The organism is Mycolicibacterium vaccae NBRC 14118 = CIP 105934 (genome assembly GCF_001552715.1).
Lineage (GTDB): Bacteria > Actinomycetota > Actinomycetes > Mycobacteriales > Mycobacteriaceae > Mycobacterium > Mycobacterium vaccae.
This window is the reverse complement of the sequence record NZ_BCRS01000135.1, coordinates 1-16,867: the sequence shown is the minus strand read 5'-3', so window position 1 is coordinate 16,867 and position 16,867 is coordinate 1. Positions and strand designations below refer to the sequence as shown.

At 69.4% G+C, this 16,867-nt stretch carries 17 protein-coding genes; 3 read left to right on the top strand and 14 right to left on the bottom strand.

Features of this window, described 5'->3' with window-relative positions:
- Positions 1-157: 157 nt before the first annotated feature.
- From MVA01S_RS22250 to MVA01S_RS22225, 6 genes are all read right to left on the bottom strand, one after another.
- A complete protein-coding gene (locus MVA01S_RS22250; RefSeq protein WP_003929292.1) occupies positions 158-1,378 on the bottom strand; it encodes a globin domain-containing protein in 1,221 nt (406 codons plus the stop codon).
- A gap of 123 nt (positions 1,379-1,501) precedes the next feature.
- Complete coding sequence (locus MVA01S_RS22245; protein ID WP_003929291.1) at positions 1,502-2,053, bottom strand: pentapeptide repeat-containing protein; 552 nt, start codon at positions 2,051-2,053, stop codon at positions 1,502-1,504.
- Positions 2,053-2,619 (bottom strand): GTP-binding protein, encoded by a 567-nt coding sequence (locus tag MVA01S_RS22240; protein ID WP_040540512.1) that lies wholly within the window; start codon positions 2,617-2,619, stop codon positions 2,053-2,055. The genes MVA01S_RS22245 and MVA01S_RS22240 overlap by 1 nt, the downstream gene beginning before the upstream one ends.
- On the bottom strand, positions 2,600-2,977 hold the full coding sequence (locus MVA01S_RS22235) for a DUF742 domain-containing protein (protein WP_040540601.1): 378 nt from the start codon (positions 2,975-2,977) through the stop codon (positions 2,600-2,602). The genes MVA01S_RS22240 and MVA01S_RS22235 overlap by 20 nt, the downstream gene beginning before the upstream one ends.
- Before the next feature lie 7 nt (positions 2,978-2,984).
- Positions 2,985-3,392, bottom strand: coding sequence for a roadblock/LC7 domain-containing protein (locus MVA01S_RS22230; RefSeq protein ID WP_003929288.1), 408 nt, complete (start codon positions 3,390-3,392; stop codon positions 2,985-2,987).
- Complete coding sequence (locus tag MVA01S_RS22225; protein WP_051015233.1) at positions 3,389-5,707, bottom strand: sensor histidine kinase; 2,319 nt, start codon at positions 5,705-5,707, stop codon at positions 3,389-3,391. The genes MVA01S_RS22230 and MVA01S_RS22225 overlap by 4 nt, the downstream gene beginning before the upstream one ends.
- A 260-nt stretch (positions 5,708-5,967) precedes the next feature.
- Between MVA01S_RS22225 and MVA01S_RS31565 the strand changes: the two genes are divergently transcribed.
- The gene (locus MVA01S_RS31565) at positions 5,968-6,120 is read left to right on the top strand and encodes a hypothetical protein (protein ID WP_003929286.1); all 153 of its coding nucleotides are present in this window, start codon (positions 5,968-5,970) and stop codon (positions 6,118-6,120) included.
- Between the two features lie 20 nt (positions 6,121-6,140).
- Here MVA01S_RS31565 and MVA01S_RS22220 read toward each other — a convergent pair whose 3' ends face one another.
- Positions 6,141-6,746: a class I SAM-dependent methyltransferase gene (locus MVA01S_RS22220; protein WP_003929285.1), complete on the bottom strand. Its 606-nt coding sequence runs from the start codon at positions 6,744-6,746 to the stop codon at positions 6,141-6,143.
- Between the two features lie 17 nt (positions 6,747-6,763).
- Between MVA01S_RS22220 and MVA01S_RS22215 the strand changes: the two genes are divergently transcribed.
- The gene (locus MVA01S_RS22215) at positions 6,764-7,228 is read left to right on the top strand and encodes a tRNA (cytidine(34)-2'-O)-methyltransferase (protein WP_003929284.1); all 465 of its coding nucleotides are present in this window, start codon (positions 6,764-6,766) and stop codon (positions 7,226-7,228) included.
- Positions 7,229-7,235: 7 nt separating this feature from the next.
- Here MVA01S_RS22215 and MVA01S_RS22210 read toward each other — a convergent pair whose 3' ends face one another.
- The 4 genes from MVA01S_RS22210 to MVA01S_RS22195 form a co-directional block, all read right to left on the bottom strand.
- Positions 7,236-7,877 (bottom strand): nitroreductase family protein, encoded by a 642-nt coding sequence (locus MVA01S_RS22210; protein ID WP_003929283.1) that lies wholly within the window; start codon positions 7,875-7,877, stop codon positions 7,236-7,238.
- Between the two features lie 97 nt (positions 7,878-7,974).
- Entirely contained in the window at positions 7,975-11,268 is a 3,294-nt protein-coding gene (locus tag MVA01S_RS22205) for an error-prone DNA polymerase (RefSeq protein WP_003929282.1), read from the bottom strand.
- Positions 11,269-11,299: 31 nt separating this feature from the next.
- Positions 11,300-12,433 carry a diguanylate cyclase domain-containing protein gene (locus tag MVA01S_RS22200; RefSeq protein WP_003929281.1) on the bottom strand — a complete coding sequence of 378 codons (1,134 nt, stop codon included), beginning with the start codon at positions 12,431-12,433 and terminating at the stop codon, positions 11,300-11,302.
- 126 nt (positions 12,434-12,559) lie between these two features.
- Positions 12,560-13,426, bottom strand: coding sequence for a MaoC/PaaZ C-terminal domain-containing protein (locus tag MVA01S_RS22195; RefSeq protein ID WP_003929280.1), 867 nt, complete (start codon positions 13,424-13,426; stop codon positions 12,560-12,562).
- Positions 13,427-13,441: 15 nt separating this feature from the next.
- Between MVA01S_RS22195 and MVA01S_RS22190 the strand changes: the two genes are divergently transcribed.
- Positions 13,442-14,527, top strand: a complete 1,086-nt coding sequence (locus MVA01S_RS22190) for a nucleoside hydrolase (protein WP_003929279.1) — start codon at positions 13,442-13,444, stop codon at positions 14,525-14,527.
- Here MVA01S_RS22190 and MVA01S_RS22185 read toward each other — a convergent pair.
- The 3 genes from MVA01S_RS22185 to MVA01S_RS22175 all read right to left on the bottom strand — a co-directional run.
- A complete protein-coding gene (locus MVA01S_RS22185) occupies positions 14,514-14,939 on the bottom strand; it encodes an organic hydroperoxide resistance protein (protein WP_003929278.1) in 426 nt (141 codons plus the stop codon). The two genes, MVA01S_RS22190 and MVA01S_RS22185, sit on opposite strands and share 14 nt — an antisense overlap.
- On the bottom strand, positions 14,932-15,381 hold the full coding sequence (locus MVA01S_RS22180; protein ID WP_040540604.1) for a MarR family winged helix-turn-helix transcriptional regulator: 450 nt from the start codon (positions 15,379-15,381) through the stop codon (positions 14,932-14,934). Before MVA01S_RS22180 ends, MVA01S_RS22185 begins: the two co-directional genes overlap by 8 nt.
- A 48-nt stretch (positions 15,382-15,429) precedes the next feature.
- The coding region (locus MVA01S_RS22175) for a DNA polymerase Y family protein (protein ID WP_060941693.1) at positions 15,430-16,867 on the bottom strand (1,438 nt) is incomplete at its 5' end.

The following is a 16,867-nucleotide window of genomic DNA, read 5'->3' as shown; positions in this document are numbered from 1 at the left end:
CTCTGCTTCTGACCCGTTAAACCCGAAGCTCACCGAGTTAATTTCAACTGGCAGAAATTGGTCGAGCCGCTGGCAGAAAACCGCCGCCGAGCCTGCAACCACGTCGCCACAATGCGGGAAAACACCTACGGGAATGCAAGTTCGGCGCCCAGGCGAATCAGCCCAGCAGCCAGTCGTCGGGCGAGAACAACTCGCAGTGCAGCCGGTCCCCCGCTATGCCGCGATCAAGAAGCTGCGCGCGTACGGCCTGCACGAAGCCGTTGTTGCCGCACAGATAAACATCGGCGTCCGTGGGCAATTCGATGCCGGCCAGGTCCATCAGACCTGCGTGCGAATCCGGTGTACCCGCCGTCATCCCGTCCTCGTACCAGATGTCCAGGCGCGCGTCGGACAGTGCGGCGGCCAGTTCGTGCTGGCGCTCCCGCAGCGGGTGGGTCTGGTCGCTGCGATCGGCGTGCAGCACCCGCACCGGGGTGTCGGGCGCCGACGCCGCAAGGTATTCCAGGATCCCGACCATCGGCGTGATCCCGATGCCGGCCGAGATCAGCACCACCGGCCTGCTGCCGTCCGGAGCGGGCAGATCACCGAAGGGCACGGTGACGTCCAGGATGTCGCCGACGCACACGTTCGCCGCGATCCACGACGACACTTCGCCCGCGGGAGACTCACCGACTGCGGCCACCGGCTTGACCGCGAAGGTGAGCACATCCCGGCCCGCAGCGTTGACCAGGCTGTACTGACGCAGCTGGCGCGCCCCGTCGGGCATCGTCACACCAATCGAAACATACTGCCCGGGAAGAAAATCGACGTTCTCCCCGCCCAGCGGTCGAACGGTGATCAGCACCGCTCCCGAGGGGTCGTCGACCCGCGACACCACCCGGGCGCGTCGATAAACGTCGCCGTCGGCCACACCTGCGCTGCGGTAGAGATCGCGTTCCATGCCGATCAGGGTGTCGGCCATGATCCAGTACACCCGGTCCCACGCCTCGGCCACGTCCTCGGTGACCGTGTCGGCGCCCAGCACCTCCACGATGGCGGCGAAGAGATGCTCGTGCACCACCGGGTACTGGTCGGCAGTCACCCCGAGCGATGCGTGCTTGTGCCCGATCCGCGAGAGCAACTCCGCCGGATGCGGCAACCCCGGATCGATGAGGTGGGAAGCGAACGTCGCGATGGAGGCCGCCAACGCCCGCTGTTGCGCACCCTGTGCCTGATTGCCGCGGTTGAACAGGTTGCGCAGCAGTTCTGGATGCGCACCGAACATCCGGCGGTAGAACTCCGTGGTGATCTCGTCGATGTGCGCGCCGATCAGCGGCAGCGTGGCCGAGATGATCTGCGCGTGCGCTGGTTCCAGTTCGGCGGGGGCGGTGACGGTCATCGGACGTCCTTTCGTCGTGGTCCGACTCCGACGCTAGGTAAATACGCATTCAGGATGCGACATATCCTGCTGTGCCGTTAAACACGCAGGCATGTGCGGCTTTTTGACCAGCCGCGACGCGGTTCAGCCCGAGATATCGAGCCCGTGGGCCGCCGCGAACGCCATCGCCTGCTCGATGTCGACCTTGGCGCCCCGCAACTTGGCGGTCGTCCAGAACGTGGGGTCCACCCGGGCGCCCCGCAGGTCCGCATCGTCGAAGCGCGCATTCTGCACCCGTGCCCCACTCAGGTCCGCCCCCGCCAGCACCGCCTCCCGTAGGTCCGAGCCGACCAGACTGGTCTCCCGGAGTCGGCAACCCGACAGATCGGTCTTGCGCAGGTCGACCCCGGCCAGCACCGCCAGCGTGAAGTCCACCTCGACGAGTGTCAGCGGCCGCAGCCGGCACTCCGTGAATGTCGACCCGAGGAAGCTGCAGTTGCGGAAAGTGCTGTGCCACAGTGATGTCCGACGGAACGTGCAGTTACGGAAGGCTGACCCGACGTGTTCGGAATCGGACAGTTCGGCACCGGTGAAGTCGCATTCGGTGAACACCACCCGCTCGGTGCGCAGCCGGCTGAGATCCTCGTCGCGGAAGTTCTGCCGCTCGAACTCGCGATCGCTTTCGTGGGCGTCCATCAGCCGGTCGCCGCCAGTCGCGTCAGCGCGTATTCGGTGACCGCGATCAATGCACTCCTGGCCGATTCCCTGCTTCGGGCGTCCACGGTGATCAGCGGCACGTGCTCGGGTAGCGCCAGGGCGTTGCGCACGGCCGACAGCGGGTGGCGCGGGGCGTCGTCGAATTCGTTGACCGCGACCAGGAATGGCAGGTTGCGCGCCTCGAAGAAGTCCACCGCGGCGAAACTGTCGGCCAGCCGGCGGACGTCCACGAGAACGATCGCGCCGATCGCACCGCGGATCAGGTCGTCCCACATGAACCAGAACCGGCGCTGGCCGGGTGTCCCGAACAGATACAGGACCAGACCCTCGTCCAGGCTGATGCGCCCGAAATCCATCGCGACCGTGGTCGTCGACTTGTCCGGCGTGGCTTCGAGTTCGTCCACACCCTGCGACACGTCGGTCACCACCGCCTCGGTGCGCAAGGGCACGATCTCCGACACCGCGCCCACGAACGTGGTCTTGCCGACGCCGAATCCGCCAGAGACCACGATCTTCGTCGATGCCCTAGAGCGCCCTGAGGCCACGCAGTGTCCTTCCGATCAGTTCCCGTCGTTCGTCGGCCGTCTCGGCCTGCCCCAACGTCGGGTGTACCCACAGATAACCCTGCACCACCAGATCCCCCACGAGCACCCGCGCCACGCCCAGCGGGAGTGAGAGATGCGCGGCAATCTCGGCCACGGAGGGACGCTCGGCACACACGTCCAAGATCTGGGCGCGGACGTCGTCAGCCGACCAGCCCGACGGCGGCGCCGCAGCCGCCAGGCCGACCGGCGCCTCCAGCGGAAGTTGCACGGCGGAGTCGGTGCGCCCGGCCGTCAGCGTGTACGGGCGTACCAGACTGGGCGGAGCAGATTCGCGTTCCGGTTTGGCGTGCGCACCCATGCGCCGCTCACGGCTGCTGCGGGGCACGTCGCGACGCCTGCACAACCGCGCCCACGCGCTCGACGAGAATCGCCATCTCGTAACCGATTTGGCCGATGTCACAGTTGCGAGCGGCCAGCGCCGCAAGGTTCGACCCGTCGCCCACCCGCATCAGCAGCAGGTAGCCGTTCTCCATCTCGACGACCGACTGCAGCACCGGGCCGCCGTCGAACAGCTGCGCGGCACCCGTCGACAGGCTCGCCAGCCCCGACGCCACCGCCGCCAGCTGATCAGCCCGCTCCTGCGGGATGTGCTCGCTGGACGCCATCCGCAACCCGTCCGCCGAGACCAGGACCGCGTGCGACACCCCGGGCACCTCGCGGGCGAACCTGGCCACCAGCCAGTCCAACGAGGTCGGCGCAGACGGCACGGTCATCGGGAGTCCGAACCTCCGGTTTCCTGGGCTCGCCGCCGGCCGGCATTGACGCCGCCGAAGTGGCTGCCGATGCTGGCGCGAACGGCTTCCGGGTCGCGCGGGGCCGATGCTACCGGTCCCCGGTCTGCGTGACCGGGCACCAGCCGCGCACCCGGACGCCGCATCGGTAGTCCCTCCGGAGTGTGGTCGAGCACCGGTGCCGCCGCTGCTGCCTCGGCGGCAGACCAGCCGTTGTCCCACACCGACTTCCAGTCCAGGTCCGTGCTGCGCGACAGCTCGTGCGGGTCGACCAGCCACTCGGAGAGCATCGTCTGATAGATCGCGTCGCCGGAATCATCGCCGACCGGAACCGCGACCGGCGTGGGCGCGGGGGCGGGCTCAGCGGCAACGACGACGGGCGCGGGCGGGGCGACCGGGACGCGCTCGGGCGCAGCCCTGCGGACGACAGGGGCGGCCGAGACCAGCAGGCGCGCCGGAAGGTATACCCCGGCAGTGGTGCCCGAGCCGGGCTCCCCCGCCACAGTGCTGCGCAACCGCACCACCAGGCCGTGGGCAGCGGCGAGCCGGCCCGCCACGAACAGCCCCATGTGTCGCGCGGTGTACGCGGTGACCTCGCCGCCCGACTCCAGCCGGGTGTTGGCCACCCGCAGACCCGAGTCGGTCATCCCCAACCCGGTGTCGCTGACCTCGATCACCAGACCGTTGTTGCCGGTCGGCACCGCCGACACCCGGACCCGGGTGCTCGGCGGCGAGTACCGCAGCGCGTTGTCGATCAGTTCGGCCAGCACGTGCACCAGGTCACCGGCGACGGCACCGTCGATCCGGGTGTCGGGGAGTCCACCGGTGACCACGCGGGGGTAGTCCTCCACTTCCGATGCGGCGGCGTTGACGAGCGCGGTCACCGGAACCGGCTCGCTGCGGTCCCTCGAGACCCGCGCACCGGCCAGCACCATCAGGTTGGCGCCGTTACGGCGCATCCGGGCCGCGAGATGGTCGAGGTGGAAAAGACTCTCGAGGCGGGCGGGATCCTGCTCGTCGCGCTCGAGACCGTCGATGAGTGCGAGCTGCCGATCGACCAGGGACCGGTTGCGCCGCGACAACGTCTCGAACATGTCGCTCACCTGCATCTGCAGCCGCGCCTGTTCGCCGGCGAGCACGACCGCCTGCTGGTGCAGTTCGTCGACCGCGTGCGCGACCTGCCCGACCTCCTCGGAGGTGTGCACCGGGATCGGCTCGACGGTGAACTCCCTGCCGTCGCGGCGGACCTGATCGACCTCGCGCGCCAGATCCTCGTGTGCGACCTTCAGCGCGCTGTCGCGCAGCCTCCGTAGCGGCCGCACCATCGAGCGGGCCACCAGCGCGACCAGGGTCGCCGCCAGCAGGATCGCCGCACCGACGAGGGCGGCGTCGCGGATCGCCGTGGCGCGCGCGTCGTCGGCCTGCCGCGCCACCGCCGCCGGGATGCCGGCGGCGGTCTGCGCGATCACGTCGTCGGCGATGTCCTCGGTGATCTCCTGCGACGCACGCAGTTCGGGGTTGCCCACGAGCACGGTCGCCGGATCGGACAGCAGCGACATCCGCTTGACCATCTCCGAACGCAGTGCCGAGGCCTCCTCCGTCGCGCCGCCGAGGTAGCCGCCCAACGCGGTGACGGTCGCCGGCTCGGTGCCGGCGACGGTGACCATCGCCGACCGCAGCAGCGGCTCAGGCAATTCGGCACCACGACTGACGAGCATCCGCTGCATCGCCATCTGGCCACGCGCGCCGACCGCCCGGGACAACGTGTCCGCGTCCGCACGCAGCTGCGCGTCGTCCGTACCGACCAGACCCGTGATCGCGGTCTGCGCGGTGATGAGCAGAGGCCCGTAGGTCATCACCCGGGTGCGCAGATCGATTGCGCCCGCGCCGATCTTGTCGAGCAGGCCCTGCCCGTAGTCGAGGAGGGTGTTGACGGCCAGCCGGACGTTGTCGTCGACGGGCGTGACGTCGAGCAGATGCTGCAGCTCGGACCTGGCCGCCTCGAACGCGGCCATCGCCTGCCCGGGGTCGCGGCCTTCGGTCATGGTCACCATGGCGGTCTCGAGGTCGGCCATGAAACCGGCGACGGCCGGCACGACCTCCGCGCGCTGCGCCGCGCTGCGCAATTCGGTCGCCGAGGTCACCCCGGCGTGGATGCGCAGACCGCCGAACACGCACGCCAGCACCAGCGGTACGAGCACCAGGGCGAGCACTTTCGTCCGGACCGGCCAGTTGGACAGCGCCCACCGCGCCGGACGCGTGCCGTGCGCTGGTCGGGGGTTACTTCTGCTGGCAATTGGACGAGTATGCCAGCCAGTTTCCGCGGTTTCCACCGTTGGCACTGGATATGCCCACTCGCAAACTTCCCGGAGGTTAGCCAAAGGTGATGCTGGCAAACAAATTTCGACGGCCTTCAGATGCCATTGGCCGAAACGGTAGGCGATCGTTACGCATTCGACGCCGCCGGACCGGAACGACACGCGGACAATAGCCGCATCAAGTTAAGTGAGAACCGCGTCACATTAGGTAACCTGGCACTTGTACCCGGAGGTGCGAAATGGTCCGCAACGGCGTGGAGGTGGCCACTCTGGCCGATGCCTCCGAAATCGGTGACTCTCCCCTGATGCGAGCGATGTGCAGCGAAGTGGTCGACGTCGACACACTCGCCGGCCTGATCTCCATCGCCAGCTACGAAACCTGCTTGGACTGACGGCTCGCCCGGGCGAACGACTACCCGGGTCGCAGAACCGCGACGAGGAAGTCGGATCCCTCGTCGAACGGGCGCAGGTCCCAGCTCGCGAGAAGCAGGTCCGGCGTCAACCCGGCACCGGCGGCGTCGGCGAGGAACTCCGAGTACGCATAGTCACGCCCGGCGCCGAACCCGATCACCACGCGGCCGTCGTCGACGAGGTGGGCCCGGAGCCGCTCCAGCACCTGGCCTCGGGTGCTGGGCGCCAGGAACGTCATCACGTTGCCGGCCGACACGATCAGGTCGAACGGTTCGGCGATGCCCCGCGCGGGCAAGTCGAGCTCGGCGAGGTCCCCGACGAGCCACCGTGGTCCGGGATGGTCCTGCTCGGCGGCCTCGATGAGCGCCGGGTCGACGTCGACGCCGACCACCCGGTGCCCGGCCGCAGCCAGATACCCGCCCACCCGGCCCGGGCCGCACCCGGCGTCGAGGATCCGGGCGCCGCGCGGTGCCATCGCGTCCACCATCCGGGCCTCGCCGTCCAGATCGTCGCCGGCCCGCGCCAGTGCCCGGAAACGCTCGATGTACCAACGCGAATGCCCGGGATCCTCGGCAACCTTGCGCATCCAGAGACTCGTTTCGACCATGCTGGCATTATCCCGGTGTGTTCAAGGTGATGTTCTACTCGCCACGGATCGCGCCCAATACGGGCAACGCGATCCGGATGGTGGCAGGGACCGGGTGCGAACTGCACCTGGTCGAGCCGCTCGGTTTCGACCTGTCCGAACCGAAGTTGCGCCGGGCCGGGCTGGACTACCACGATCTCGCGTCGGTGTTCGTGCACGCCGACCTCGACGCCGCGTGGGCTGCGGTGACCCCGGCGCGGGTGTTCGCGTTCACCGCGCACGCCACCACATCGTTCGCCGACATCGCCTACCGGCCCGGCGATGTGCTGATGTTCGGACCGGAACCGACCGGACTCGACGACGCGACGCTCGCCGACCCGCACGTCACGTCCCAGGTGCGCATCCCGATGCTGGCCGGGCGGCGCTCGCTGAACCTGTCCAACGCCGCCGCCGTAGCCGTGTACGAGGCCTGGCGCCAACACGGGTTCAGCGGCGCGGTGTGATCCGGGTCTACCAGGTGTCCCAGTGGGTCAGCTGCTCGGCGGGCAGCCGCTTGGCGCGCCGGAAGTCGGTGCCTTTGGTGTAGGCGATCGGAAACAGACCGGCCTGGCTGTAGTCGTCGAACGGGATGCCGAGGATCTCGGCGGCCTGCCGCTCGCCGTCGCCGAGCAGGTGCAGTGTCGTCCACGCCGACCCCAGCCCACGCGCACGCAGAGCCAGCATGAAGCTCCACACCGCGGGAAGCAGTGAGCCCCAGTATCCGGCGCTGGCCCCCGAGACCGCGTCCTGCGGCTTGCCCTCCAGGCACGGGATCAACATCACCGGCACCTCGTCGAGGTGATCGTTGAGGTACCTCGCGGAATCCTCGACCCGAGGCCGCTGCTCGTCCCGCATGTCGCCCAGCGACGGTTTCGGCGCGTTCAGGTAGGGCGTCGCATTGGCCCGGTAGATGTCGGCGATCGCCTTCTTCTTGGCCGGATCCTCGACGAACACCCATTGCCAGCCCTGGTTGTTGGACCCCGTCGGCGCCTGAAGGGCGATGTCCAGGCATTCCATCAGCACCTCGCGGGGCACCGGCTTGTCGAAATCCAGCCGCTTGCGCACCGATCGGGTGGTGGTCAGAACTTCGTCCGCGGAGAGATTGAGCGTCATTGTGCCGAGCCTACCGTTCCCGTTTCCGCCGAAATTGCATTCCACGCGGTCGTTTCGCGAAAAACGCCGCGTGGAATGCAATTTCGGCAGTGGTCGCCTAACGGAAGTCGCGGGACTTCGAGGCCACCCTCATGTTGATCGGCCCCATCCGGTCGGCCACCACGGTGACCGCTCCGGTGGCGTTCTGCACGATGCCGCGCACCACCAGCGCCGACGCGGTCAGGGCAAGCTTGCGGTGCCGGGCCCAGACCCCTTGGGAACACATCACATTGACCATCCCGGTCTCGTCTTCGAGGTTCATGAACGTGACCCCCTGCGCGGTGGCCGGCCGCTGCCGGTGGGTCACCGCCCCGGCCACCAGCACCCGGGTGCCGTCCGGCACCGACAGCAGCTGATCGGCAGGCACCACCCCCATGGCCGCCAGATCCGCGCGAAGGAACTCCGTCGGGTATCGGTCCGGCGACACCCCGGTGGCCCACACGTCCGCGACGGTCAACTCCAGTTCCGACATGCCCGGCAGCGACGGCACGTGCGAGGCCGACCCGACCCCGGGCAGGCGGTCGGGCCGTTCGGTGGCCGCCGCACCCGCTGCCCACAGCCCCTCGCGCCGGGAGATCCCGAAACAGCCCAGCGCACCTGCGGTGGCCAGCGCCTCGGTCTGCGGCACCGAAAGCTGCACCCGCCTGGTCAGGTCCGTCAGAGAAGTGAAGGGGCCGTGCGCTTTCCGTTCCGCGACGAGCTGTTCGGCCAGCTCGGTCCCGATGTGACGGACGCTGCCCAGGCCCAGCCGCACGTCCAGCCCGTGGTTCTCCAACGTGGCGTGCGCCAGACTGGCGTTGACATCCGGGCCGTGCACGGCGACGCCGTGCCTGCGCGCATCGGCGACCAGAGTCTGCGGCGAGTAGAAACCCATCGGCTGGGCGCGCAGCAGCGCCGCGCAGAACGCCGCGGGGTGGTGCAGCTTGAACCACGACGAGTAGAACACCAGCGACGCGAAGCTCAGCGAATGGCTTTCCGGGAAACCGAAGTTGGCGAACGCCTCCAGCTTCTCGTAGATCCGCTGGGCCACCTCGCCGGTGATGCCGTGCTTGTCTGCCATGCCGTCGAAGAATCGGCCGCGCAGCCGGCGCATCTTCTCCGTCGAACGTTTCGAACCCATTGCGCGCCGCAACTGGTCGGCCTCGGCCGGTGAGAACCCGGCGCAGTCGACGGCCAGCTGCATCAACTGTTCCTGGAACAGCGGCACGCCCAACGTCTTTCGCAGCGCAGGCGCCATCGACGGGTGGTCGTAGGTGACCGCCTCCTGTCCGTTGCGCCGCTTGATGTACGGATGCACCGAGCCGCCCTGGATCGGCCCCGGCCGGATCAGGGCCACCTCGACGACCAGGTCGTAGAACATCCGCGGCTTGAGCCTGGGCAGCGTGGCCATCTGGGCCCGCGACTCCACCTGGAACACTCCGACCGAGTCGGCGCGCTGCAACATCTCGTAGACGGCCGGTTCGGACAGGTCCAGCTTGGCCAGGTCGACCTCGATGCCCTTGTGTTCGGCGACCAGGTCGATGGCGTAGTGCAGCGCCGAGAGCATGCCGAGACCCAGCAGGTCGAACTTCACCAAACCGATTGCCGCGCAGTCGTCTTTGTCCCATTGCAGCACACTGCGATCAGCCATCCGGGCCCATTCGACCGGGCACACGTCGGCGATCGGGCGGTCGCAGATCACCATGCCGCCGGAGTGGATACCCATGTGCCGGGGCAGGTTGGAGATCTGCTTGGCCAGGTCGATCACCGGCTCCGGGATGTCGTCGGTGTGGGTGGCGTCGGACAGATTGCCCCACTGGCTGAACTGCTTGCTCCAGGCGTCCTGCTGCCCCTGCGAGAACCCCAGCGCCCGGGCCATGTCGCGCACCGCGCTTCGCCCCCGGTAGGTGATCACGTTGGCCACCTGGGCGGCGTATTCCCGTCCGTAGCGCTGGTAGACGTACTGGATCGCGTTCTCGCGCAGGTCGGATTCGATGTCGATGTCGATGTCGGGCGGCCCGTCGCGGGCCGGGGACAGGAAGCGTTCGAACAGCAGGCCGTTGGCGACCGGATCGACGTTGGTGACCTTGAGCGCGTAACAGACCGCGGAGTTGGCCGCCGATCCCCTGCCCTGGCACAGGATGTTGCTCTCCCGGCAGAACCGGGTGATGTCGTGCACCACCAGGAAGTAGCCGGGAAAGTTCAGCTGCTCGATGACGGCGAGCTCGCGCTCGATCTGGGCGTATGCGCGGGCCGCCCGCTCCGGAGGGCCGTAGCGCTCGCGTGCGCCCTGCATCACCAGGTGCCGCAACCAGCTGTTCTCGGTGTGCCCGTCGGGCACGTCGAACGGCGGTAGCTGCGGAGCGATCAGCGCCAGCCCGAACGCGCACTGTTCGCCGAGCTCGGCGGCGGCCGTCACCGCCTCCGGGAAGCGGGCGAACAACCGCGCCATCTCCAGCCCGGAACGCAGATGCGAACCGCCCAGGGGTGCCAGGTGACCCGCGGCGTCGTCGACGGAATTACGGGCCCGGATCGCCGCCATCGCCATCGCGAGCCTGCCCCGCGACGGTTCGGCGAAGTGCGCGGCGGTGGTGGCGACGACGCCGACGCCGAACCGGGGCGCCAGCGCGGCCAGCGCGGCGTTGCGTTCGTCGTCGAGCGGATGGCCGTGGTGGGTGAGCTCCACGGTCACCCGGTCGGGACCGAACCGGTCCACCAGATCGGCCAGTGCCGCCTCGGCCGCCTCCGGCCCGCCAGTGGAAAGCGCCTGCCGGACATGACCTTTACGGCACCCGGTGAGGATCTGCCAGTGCCCGCCTGCGGCCTCGGTCAGCGCGTCGAAGTCGTAGCGCAGCACCCCTTTCTCCCCGCCGGCCAGATGTGCCGCGGCCAGCTGCCGCGACAGCCGCCGGTACCCCTCCGGCCCGCGGGCCAGCACCAGCAGGTGCGGTCCGGGCGGATCGGGAACGTCGGTGCGGGCGCCCCCGCCCAGGGACAACTCGGCGCCGAACACCGTGGCCACGTCGAGCTCTCGGGCCGCCTCGGCGAACCGCACCACCCCGTAGAGCCCGTCGTGGTCGGTCAGCGCGATGGCGCGCAGATCGAGCCGGGCCGCCTCCTCCACGAGTTCCTCCGGCGTGCTGGCGCCGTCGAGGAAGCTGTAGGCCGAGTGGGTGTGCAGTTCGGCGAAGGGCACCGAGGCCCCCGGCCGGGACAGGTCGGGCGCTTCGTACCGGCCCCGCTTGCGCGACCAGGCCGGGCTGTCGCCGCCGTCGCCGACCTGCTGGTCGATCGGCCAGCCGGCCCGGCGCGGCTTGCCGTCCAGCACGCGCTGCATCTCGCCCCAACTCGGCGGCCCGGTGTGCCAACCCACCCGGCCAGTGTATCGAACAGGCGTTCGACCGTCAGGCGCTCATCCCGTTGCCGTCCTCGTCGCCGCCTTCGAGGTTGGGGCGCAGGACGTAGCGAACCTGGTTGCCGCCGGCCATCCGGGCCTGTTCGATCGCCTGGGTGGCGATCCCGATCAGCTTGTCGAGGACTTCCTCGGGCGGTTCGGCGGCCAGCGGCGGCAGCGGTGTGCAGACCACGCCGATGCTGGCCGTGAGCCGCTGCGGGGTCGCCGCGATCGCACCGCGAATCCGTTCCACCAGAGGCGACGCGTCGGCGGTGGTGAAGGTGTCGGCGATCAGGAAGTCGTCGTCGGAGACGTGCGCGACGATCGCGTTGTGCCGCACCGTCTCGCGCAGCGCCTGCCCGACCGTCACCCGCGCCCGGTTCCCGCCGCCGGAGCCCGTCAGCCCGAGCAGCAGCGAGAAGCTGTCGATGTTCACCGCGACGACGACCAGATACTTGTCGTCGCTGCGGCTGCGCGAAGCCAGCAGGGTCGCAACGGAGTTGTAGAACGCGTCCCGGTGCAGCAGGCCGGTCAGCTGCTCGATGTCACCGTGGTGGGCGTCGGGCTGCAGCAACTTGATCACCGCGCGGCAGGAGAACGCGACGAAGACGTTGAGCAGCACCACCACCACCAGGGAGCAGATCGCGACCGTCAGATCGACCGAGGCCTGCCGCACGAACAGCACCGCCAGCACCGCCGCGCCGATCGTCCACGGCAACGCCAGCAGTCGCGCGGCGTGGAAACACACGACGAATACGGTGAGCACCACATACGTCGCGGTGCCGAGGAACCCGATCAGAGGACTGGGCGCGATCAGCGCGGCCGTGCCGATCGCGATCGAGCCCAGCGCGACGCATATCAGCGATTGCGCCCTGGTGGGCCACCGGTCGCGCAGCCACACCACCGCCATCGCCAGCGCACCGACCGCGATGACGATCGCGACGATCCGCATGTGCAGGCCCTGGGTCCCCGGCCCGCCGAGCGCCAGGCTGACCGGCAGCAGGCCCAAGGCCACGATGCACAGCGCCACCAGTCGGCAGGACGTGACCTGCAGGCCGCGCGCAGCGAGGATCGCAGTAAACCAGTAGTACTGATCGGAGCGCCACCGCGCAGCGCCGATCTTGGACGCGGATGAATTCCGCAAACGACCAAACATGCGCTCACCCCCGTCGCAAGCGTCCCCGTTCCAGATCAATAGCCCCTCCCCTGCGCGAAGGCTACCAGCCCAGCAAAGTATTTCCCAGTGTTTGTACGTCCCGTTTCCACGCGATCAACCGACGAACTCGGCCTCGCCGTCCTCGAGCACCAGGCGGGAGTCGGATCCGTCCGGTCCGGCGGCCTCGGTACGGAACACCGCACGGCCCTCACCGGTACGCCAGATCGAGGTGGTCAGCGTCTCGCCAGGGAAGACCGGCGAGGTGAACCGCGCCCCGACCGCGGTGACCTTGGCAGCGTCGCCGCCGCCGAGTTCGGCGACCAGCGCCCGACCGGCCACGCCGTAGGTGCACAGCCCGTGCAGGATCGGCTTCGGGAATCCGGCGAGCTGGGCGAACCACGGATCGCTGTGCAGTGGGTTGCGGTCCCCGGAGAGCCGGTAGATCAGTGCCTGGTCCTGCCGGGTGGGCAGAGCCACCCGGGCATCGGGCTCACGCTCCGGGATCGCCTGCGCCTGGGGGCGCTGCCCCGGCCGGCCCCCGAACCCGCCCTCGCCGCGGATGACGAGGGTGGACAGCGATTCGGCGACGGCCTGACCGGTGTCCGGGTCGCTGCCGGTGGCCTTCAACATCACCACCGCGTTCTTGCCCTCCCCCTTGTCCTGGATGTCGGCGACCTCGCTGACCACACTGAGGCGCCCGGACGGCGGGAGCGGGCGGAACACCCGGATGCTCTGCGATCCGTGCAGCAGCCTGCTGAAGTCGAACGACCCGATCCTGGTGGCGGCGGCGAACGGCGAGCACGCGATCACCGCATAGGTCGGCAGCACCTGCTGCTCGACGTCGTGACTGTTCTCGGTGGTGAACGCGAGATCGTCGGTGCCGGCACCGACGCCGAGCGCATAGAGCAGGGTGTCCCGGTCGGTCCAGGTGAACAGCTGCGGTGGGGTGGTCGCGCCGATGGCGCCGGGATCGAGCGGCATGGCCAGAGACTAGTCGTGTTGACGTTGCGCCGGTGGGCGGGTGAGCATGTCGGGGTGCAGGTACGTCAGCCGGTCTTCGTCGACGTCGACACCGGCGTCGACGACGCGATGGCACTGGTGTACCTGTTCGCCAGCCCGGAGGCCGAGCTGGTCGGGATCGCGTCCACCGCGGGCAACGTCGGGGTGGACGATGTGTGCCGGAACAACCTGGCGCTGCTCGAGCTGTGCGGGATCACCGGGGTCCCGGTGTCACGGGGGTCCGAGGTGCCCCTGGTGGAGCCGCTGCGTACCGCCGAGGACACGCACGGGCCCCAGGGCCTCGGGTACGCGCGCTTGCCCGATCCGACAACGGAACTCACCGACCACGACGCCGCGCAGGCGTGGGTGTGCGCCGCCCGGGAACACCCCGGCGAGCTGATCGGCATCGCGACCGGACCACTGACCAACCTGGCGCTGGCGTTGCGCGCCGAACCCGCGTTGCCTCGACTGCTGGCACGGCTGGTGATCATGGGCGGCGCCTTCGACTACCGGGGCAACACCACGCCGGTGGCCGAGTGGAACGTCAGCGTCGACCCGGAGTCGGCGGCCGAGGTGTTCGCCGCGTGGAGCGACTCAGGCGCCGAGCATCTTCCGATCGTGTTGGGGCTCAACCTGACCGAGCACGCGGTGCTGACGCCGCAGCTGTTGAGCCGACTGGCCGATGCCGCCGGCTCGCCGTCCACCCCGATGTCGGTGCGCGACCCGCGCGGCACCGCGTCGACGGCGGCCAATCCGCTGATCCGGACTCTCGAAGACGCGATGCGCTTCTACTTCGAGTTCCATCACGACCAGGGCGAGGGCTATCTGGCCCACCTGCACGACCCGCTGGCCGCCGCGGTCGCGCTGGACACCGCGCTGGTGCGGTACCGGCCCGCCCCGGTGGACGTGGAGCTGACAGGCACGCTGACCCGCGGCATGACCATCGCCGACTGGAGTCACCGCTGGGGGCGAGAACCCAACGCGCTCATCGGAGTAGAGGTCGACCCGGCCGTGTTCTTCGACCGGTTCATCGCGCGGGTCGGTGCGTTCGCCGCACGGTTGGACGAGGTCAGTCGTCGGTGACCACCAGTTTGACGTCGATGTTGCCGCGCGTGGCATTCGAGTACGGGCAGACCTGGTGGGCCTTCTCGGCGACCTGAACGGCGGTGTCATGGTCGACGTTGGGCAGGGTGATCTCCAGCTCGACGGCCAGCCCGAAGCCGCCGCTGTCGGTGGGTCCGATCTGAACACGCGCTCCGACAGCGGAATCGGAGACGTCGACCTTCTCCTGGCGGCCCACCAGGCGCAGCGCCGAATGGAAGCATGCGGCGTAACCGACCGCGAAGAGCTGCTCGGGGTTGGTGCCGTTGCCGGTGCCTCCCATCTCGGTGGGGATGGCCAGGTCGAGGTCGAGCCTGCCGTCGGAGGTCCGGCCGTGGCCGTCGCGCCCCTCTCCGGTGGCGAGGGCTTCTGCGGTGTAGAGAACTTTATCCATGGGGTTTGCCTTTCTGGGCGTCGATGAGAGCTTCGGTGAGGCGGGCCACGCCTGCGCGCAGGTCGATCGCCTGCTCCGGCGTCAATCCGGTGAGCGGGAAGAGCTGCTCGGGAATGCACTGTGCCTTGCGCCGCAACCGCTTTCCGTCAGTTGTCAGCGCCACCTCGACCTGGCGCTCGTCGGTGTCACTTCGCCGGCGGCGGACGATCCCGCCGGCCTCCATGCGTTTGAGCAACGGCGACAGCGTCCCGGAGTCGAGCTGCAGCCGCTCGCCGAGACGGCCGACTGAGATGCTGCCCTCCTCGCCGAGGACGAGCAGCACCAGATACTGCGGGTAGGTGATGCCCAGCTCGGCGAGCAGCGGGCGGTAGGCCGCGGTCATGGCGCGTGATGCCGAGTACAGAGCGAAACACAGGTGGTCGTCCAGACTCAGCGGCGCCATGTCCACAACAGTAGCCCACAATTCAATTGTGCACAATCAAATTGTGCATCACTCGTAGGCTCCTTCGAGATACCACTGCCGTTGCCGGTAACATAGAAGCAGGGCCTGCGCCGGATCGGCGTCGAGCAGCACCTGCGCCCTGGCAGTCCGGCCGGCCTTGGCCGGCCGGGGATCCCACCACCGTTCGTCCACCGGCCACGGCCCTGCCCACCACGACAGCCGACCGGACCGCCCCGGCGCGTGCAGTCGGACCGGATCGGTGGAGAACAGGCCCCGGCCGGTGACCCGCACCGGATCACCCGCGGCGTCGAACAACTCCACGGGGTCATCGAGCAGCACCGTCGGCGAGGGCTCGGGCAACCGGCCCGGCCACGGCTGGTCCGGATTCGACTGCGGCACAAGCTCATCACCGAGCGGAGTGAAGGTGATGCGCTCGGCCGGCCCCCGCCCACCGCTGAGCACCGGCACCTTGACCGCATCCGGACCCAGCAGGCCCTGCACCCGGACCAGCGCCCGGCGGGCCCGCAGCCTGTCCTCCTCGCCCACCCCACCCCACAGCGGCAGCTGCAGGGCCTCAGCGGACACCACCTCCACAGGCCGCAGCCGCAGCACCGTGATCGGCGCGGCGGGCCGGTCCTGGGGGTTGCGGCGATTCAGCCAACCGTCCAACTGCCAGCGCACCCGGTCCGCGGTGGCGTCCTCGGTCAGCGGCTCCGCGCACCGCCAGACCCGTTCCAGCTCCTGACCGGTGGCGGTCACCGCGTGGATGGCCAGCCGGGTGCACCCCACCCCCGCGCCCTCCAGGTTCCGGTGCAGTTCGCCGGCCAGCGACCGTCCGGCGAAAGCCGCTGCGTCGACCCGGTCGATGGGCGGGTCGCAATCCAGCACCGCGTCCAGTTCCGCCTCGGGCTCGCGCCCCGAGGGGCCCCGGGCCGGCTCGCCACGCGCGATCCGGTGCGCCACCACCGCGTCGGCGCCGAACCGGGAGGCCACGTCGCTGCGCGACAACTCGGCGAACTGACCGATGGTTCGGATTCCCAGGCGCCACAACAAATCCGCCAGTTCCTCCCGACGAACGGACGACAGGCTCGGTTCGGCGGCCAGCTGCCGTACCGACAACCCCGACAGGAACGCCGCATCCTCCCCTGCGCCCACGAGCCGGCCCGCACGGGCGGCGAAGACCGCGGTGGGCAGCTGATCGGCCACCCCGACCTGACATTCGGCGCCCGCGGCGGCCACCGCGTCGACCAGCCGCTCGGCGGCGGTCTGCTCGGAGCCGAAATACCGGGCCGCACCGCGCACCGACAGCGCCAGCAGCCCGGGCCGGAGCACCTCCGCCCGGGGGACGAGATCGTCCACGGCGGTGGTGATGTTCTCGAAGTGCCGGGCATCGCGGGCCGGGTCGGCGGTGACCACGTGCAGTTCCGGACACCGGGCCTGCGCCTCCCGGCGCCGCAGACCCCGGCGCACGCCGACCGCGCGGGCT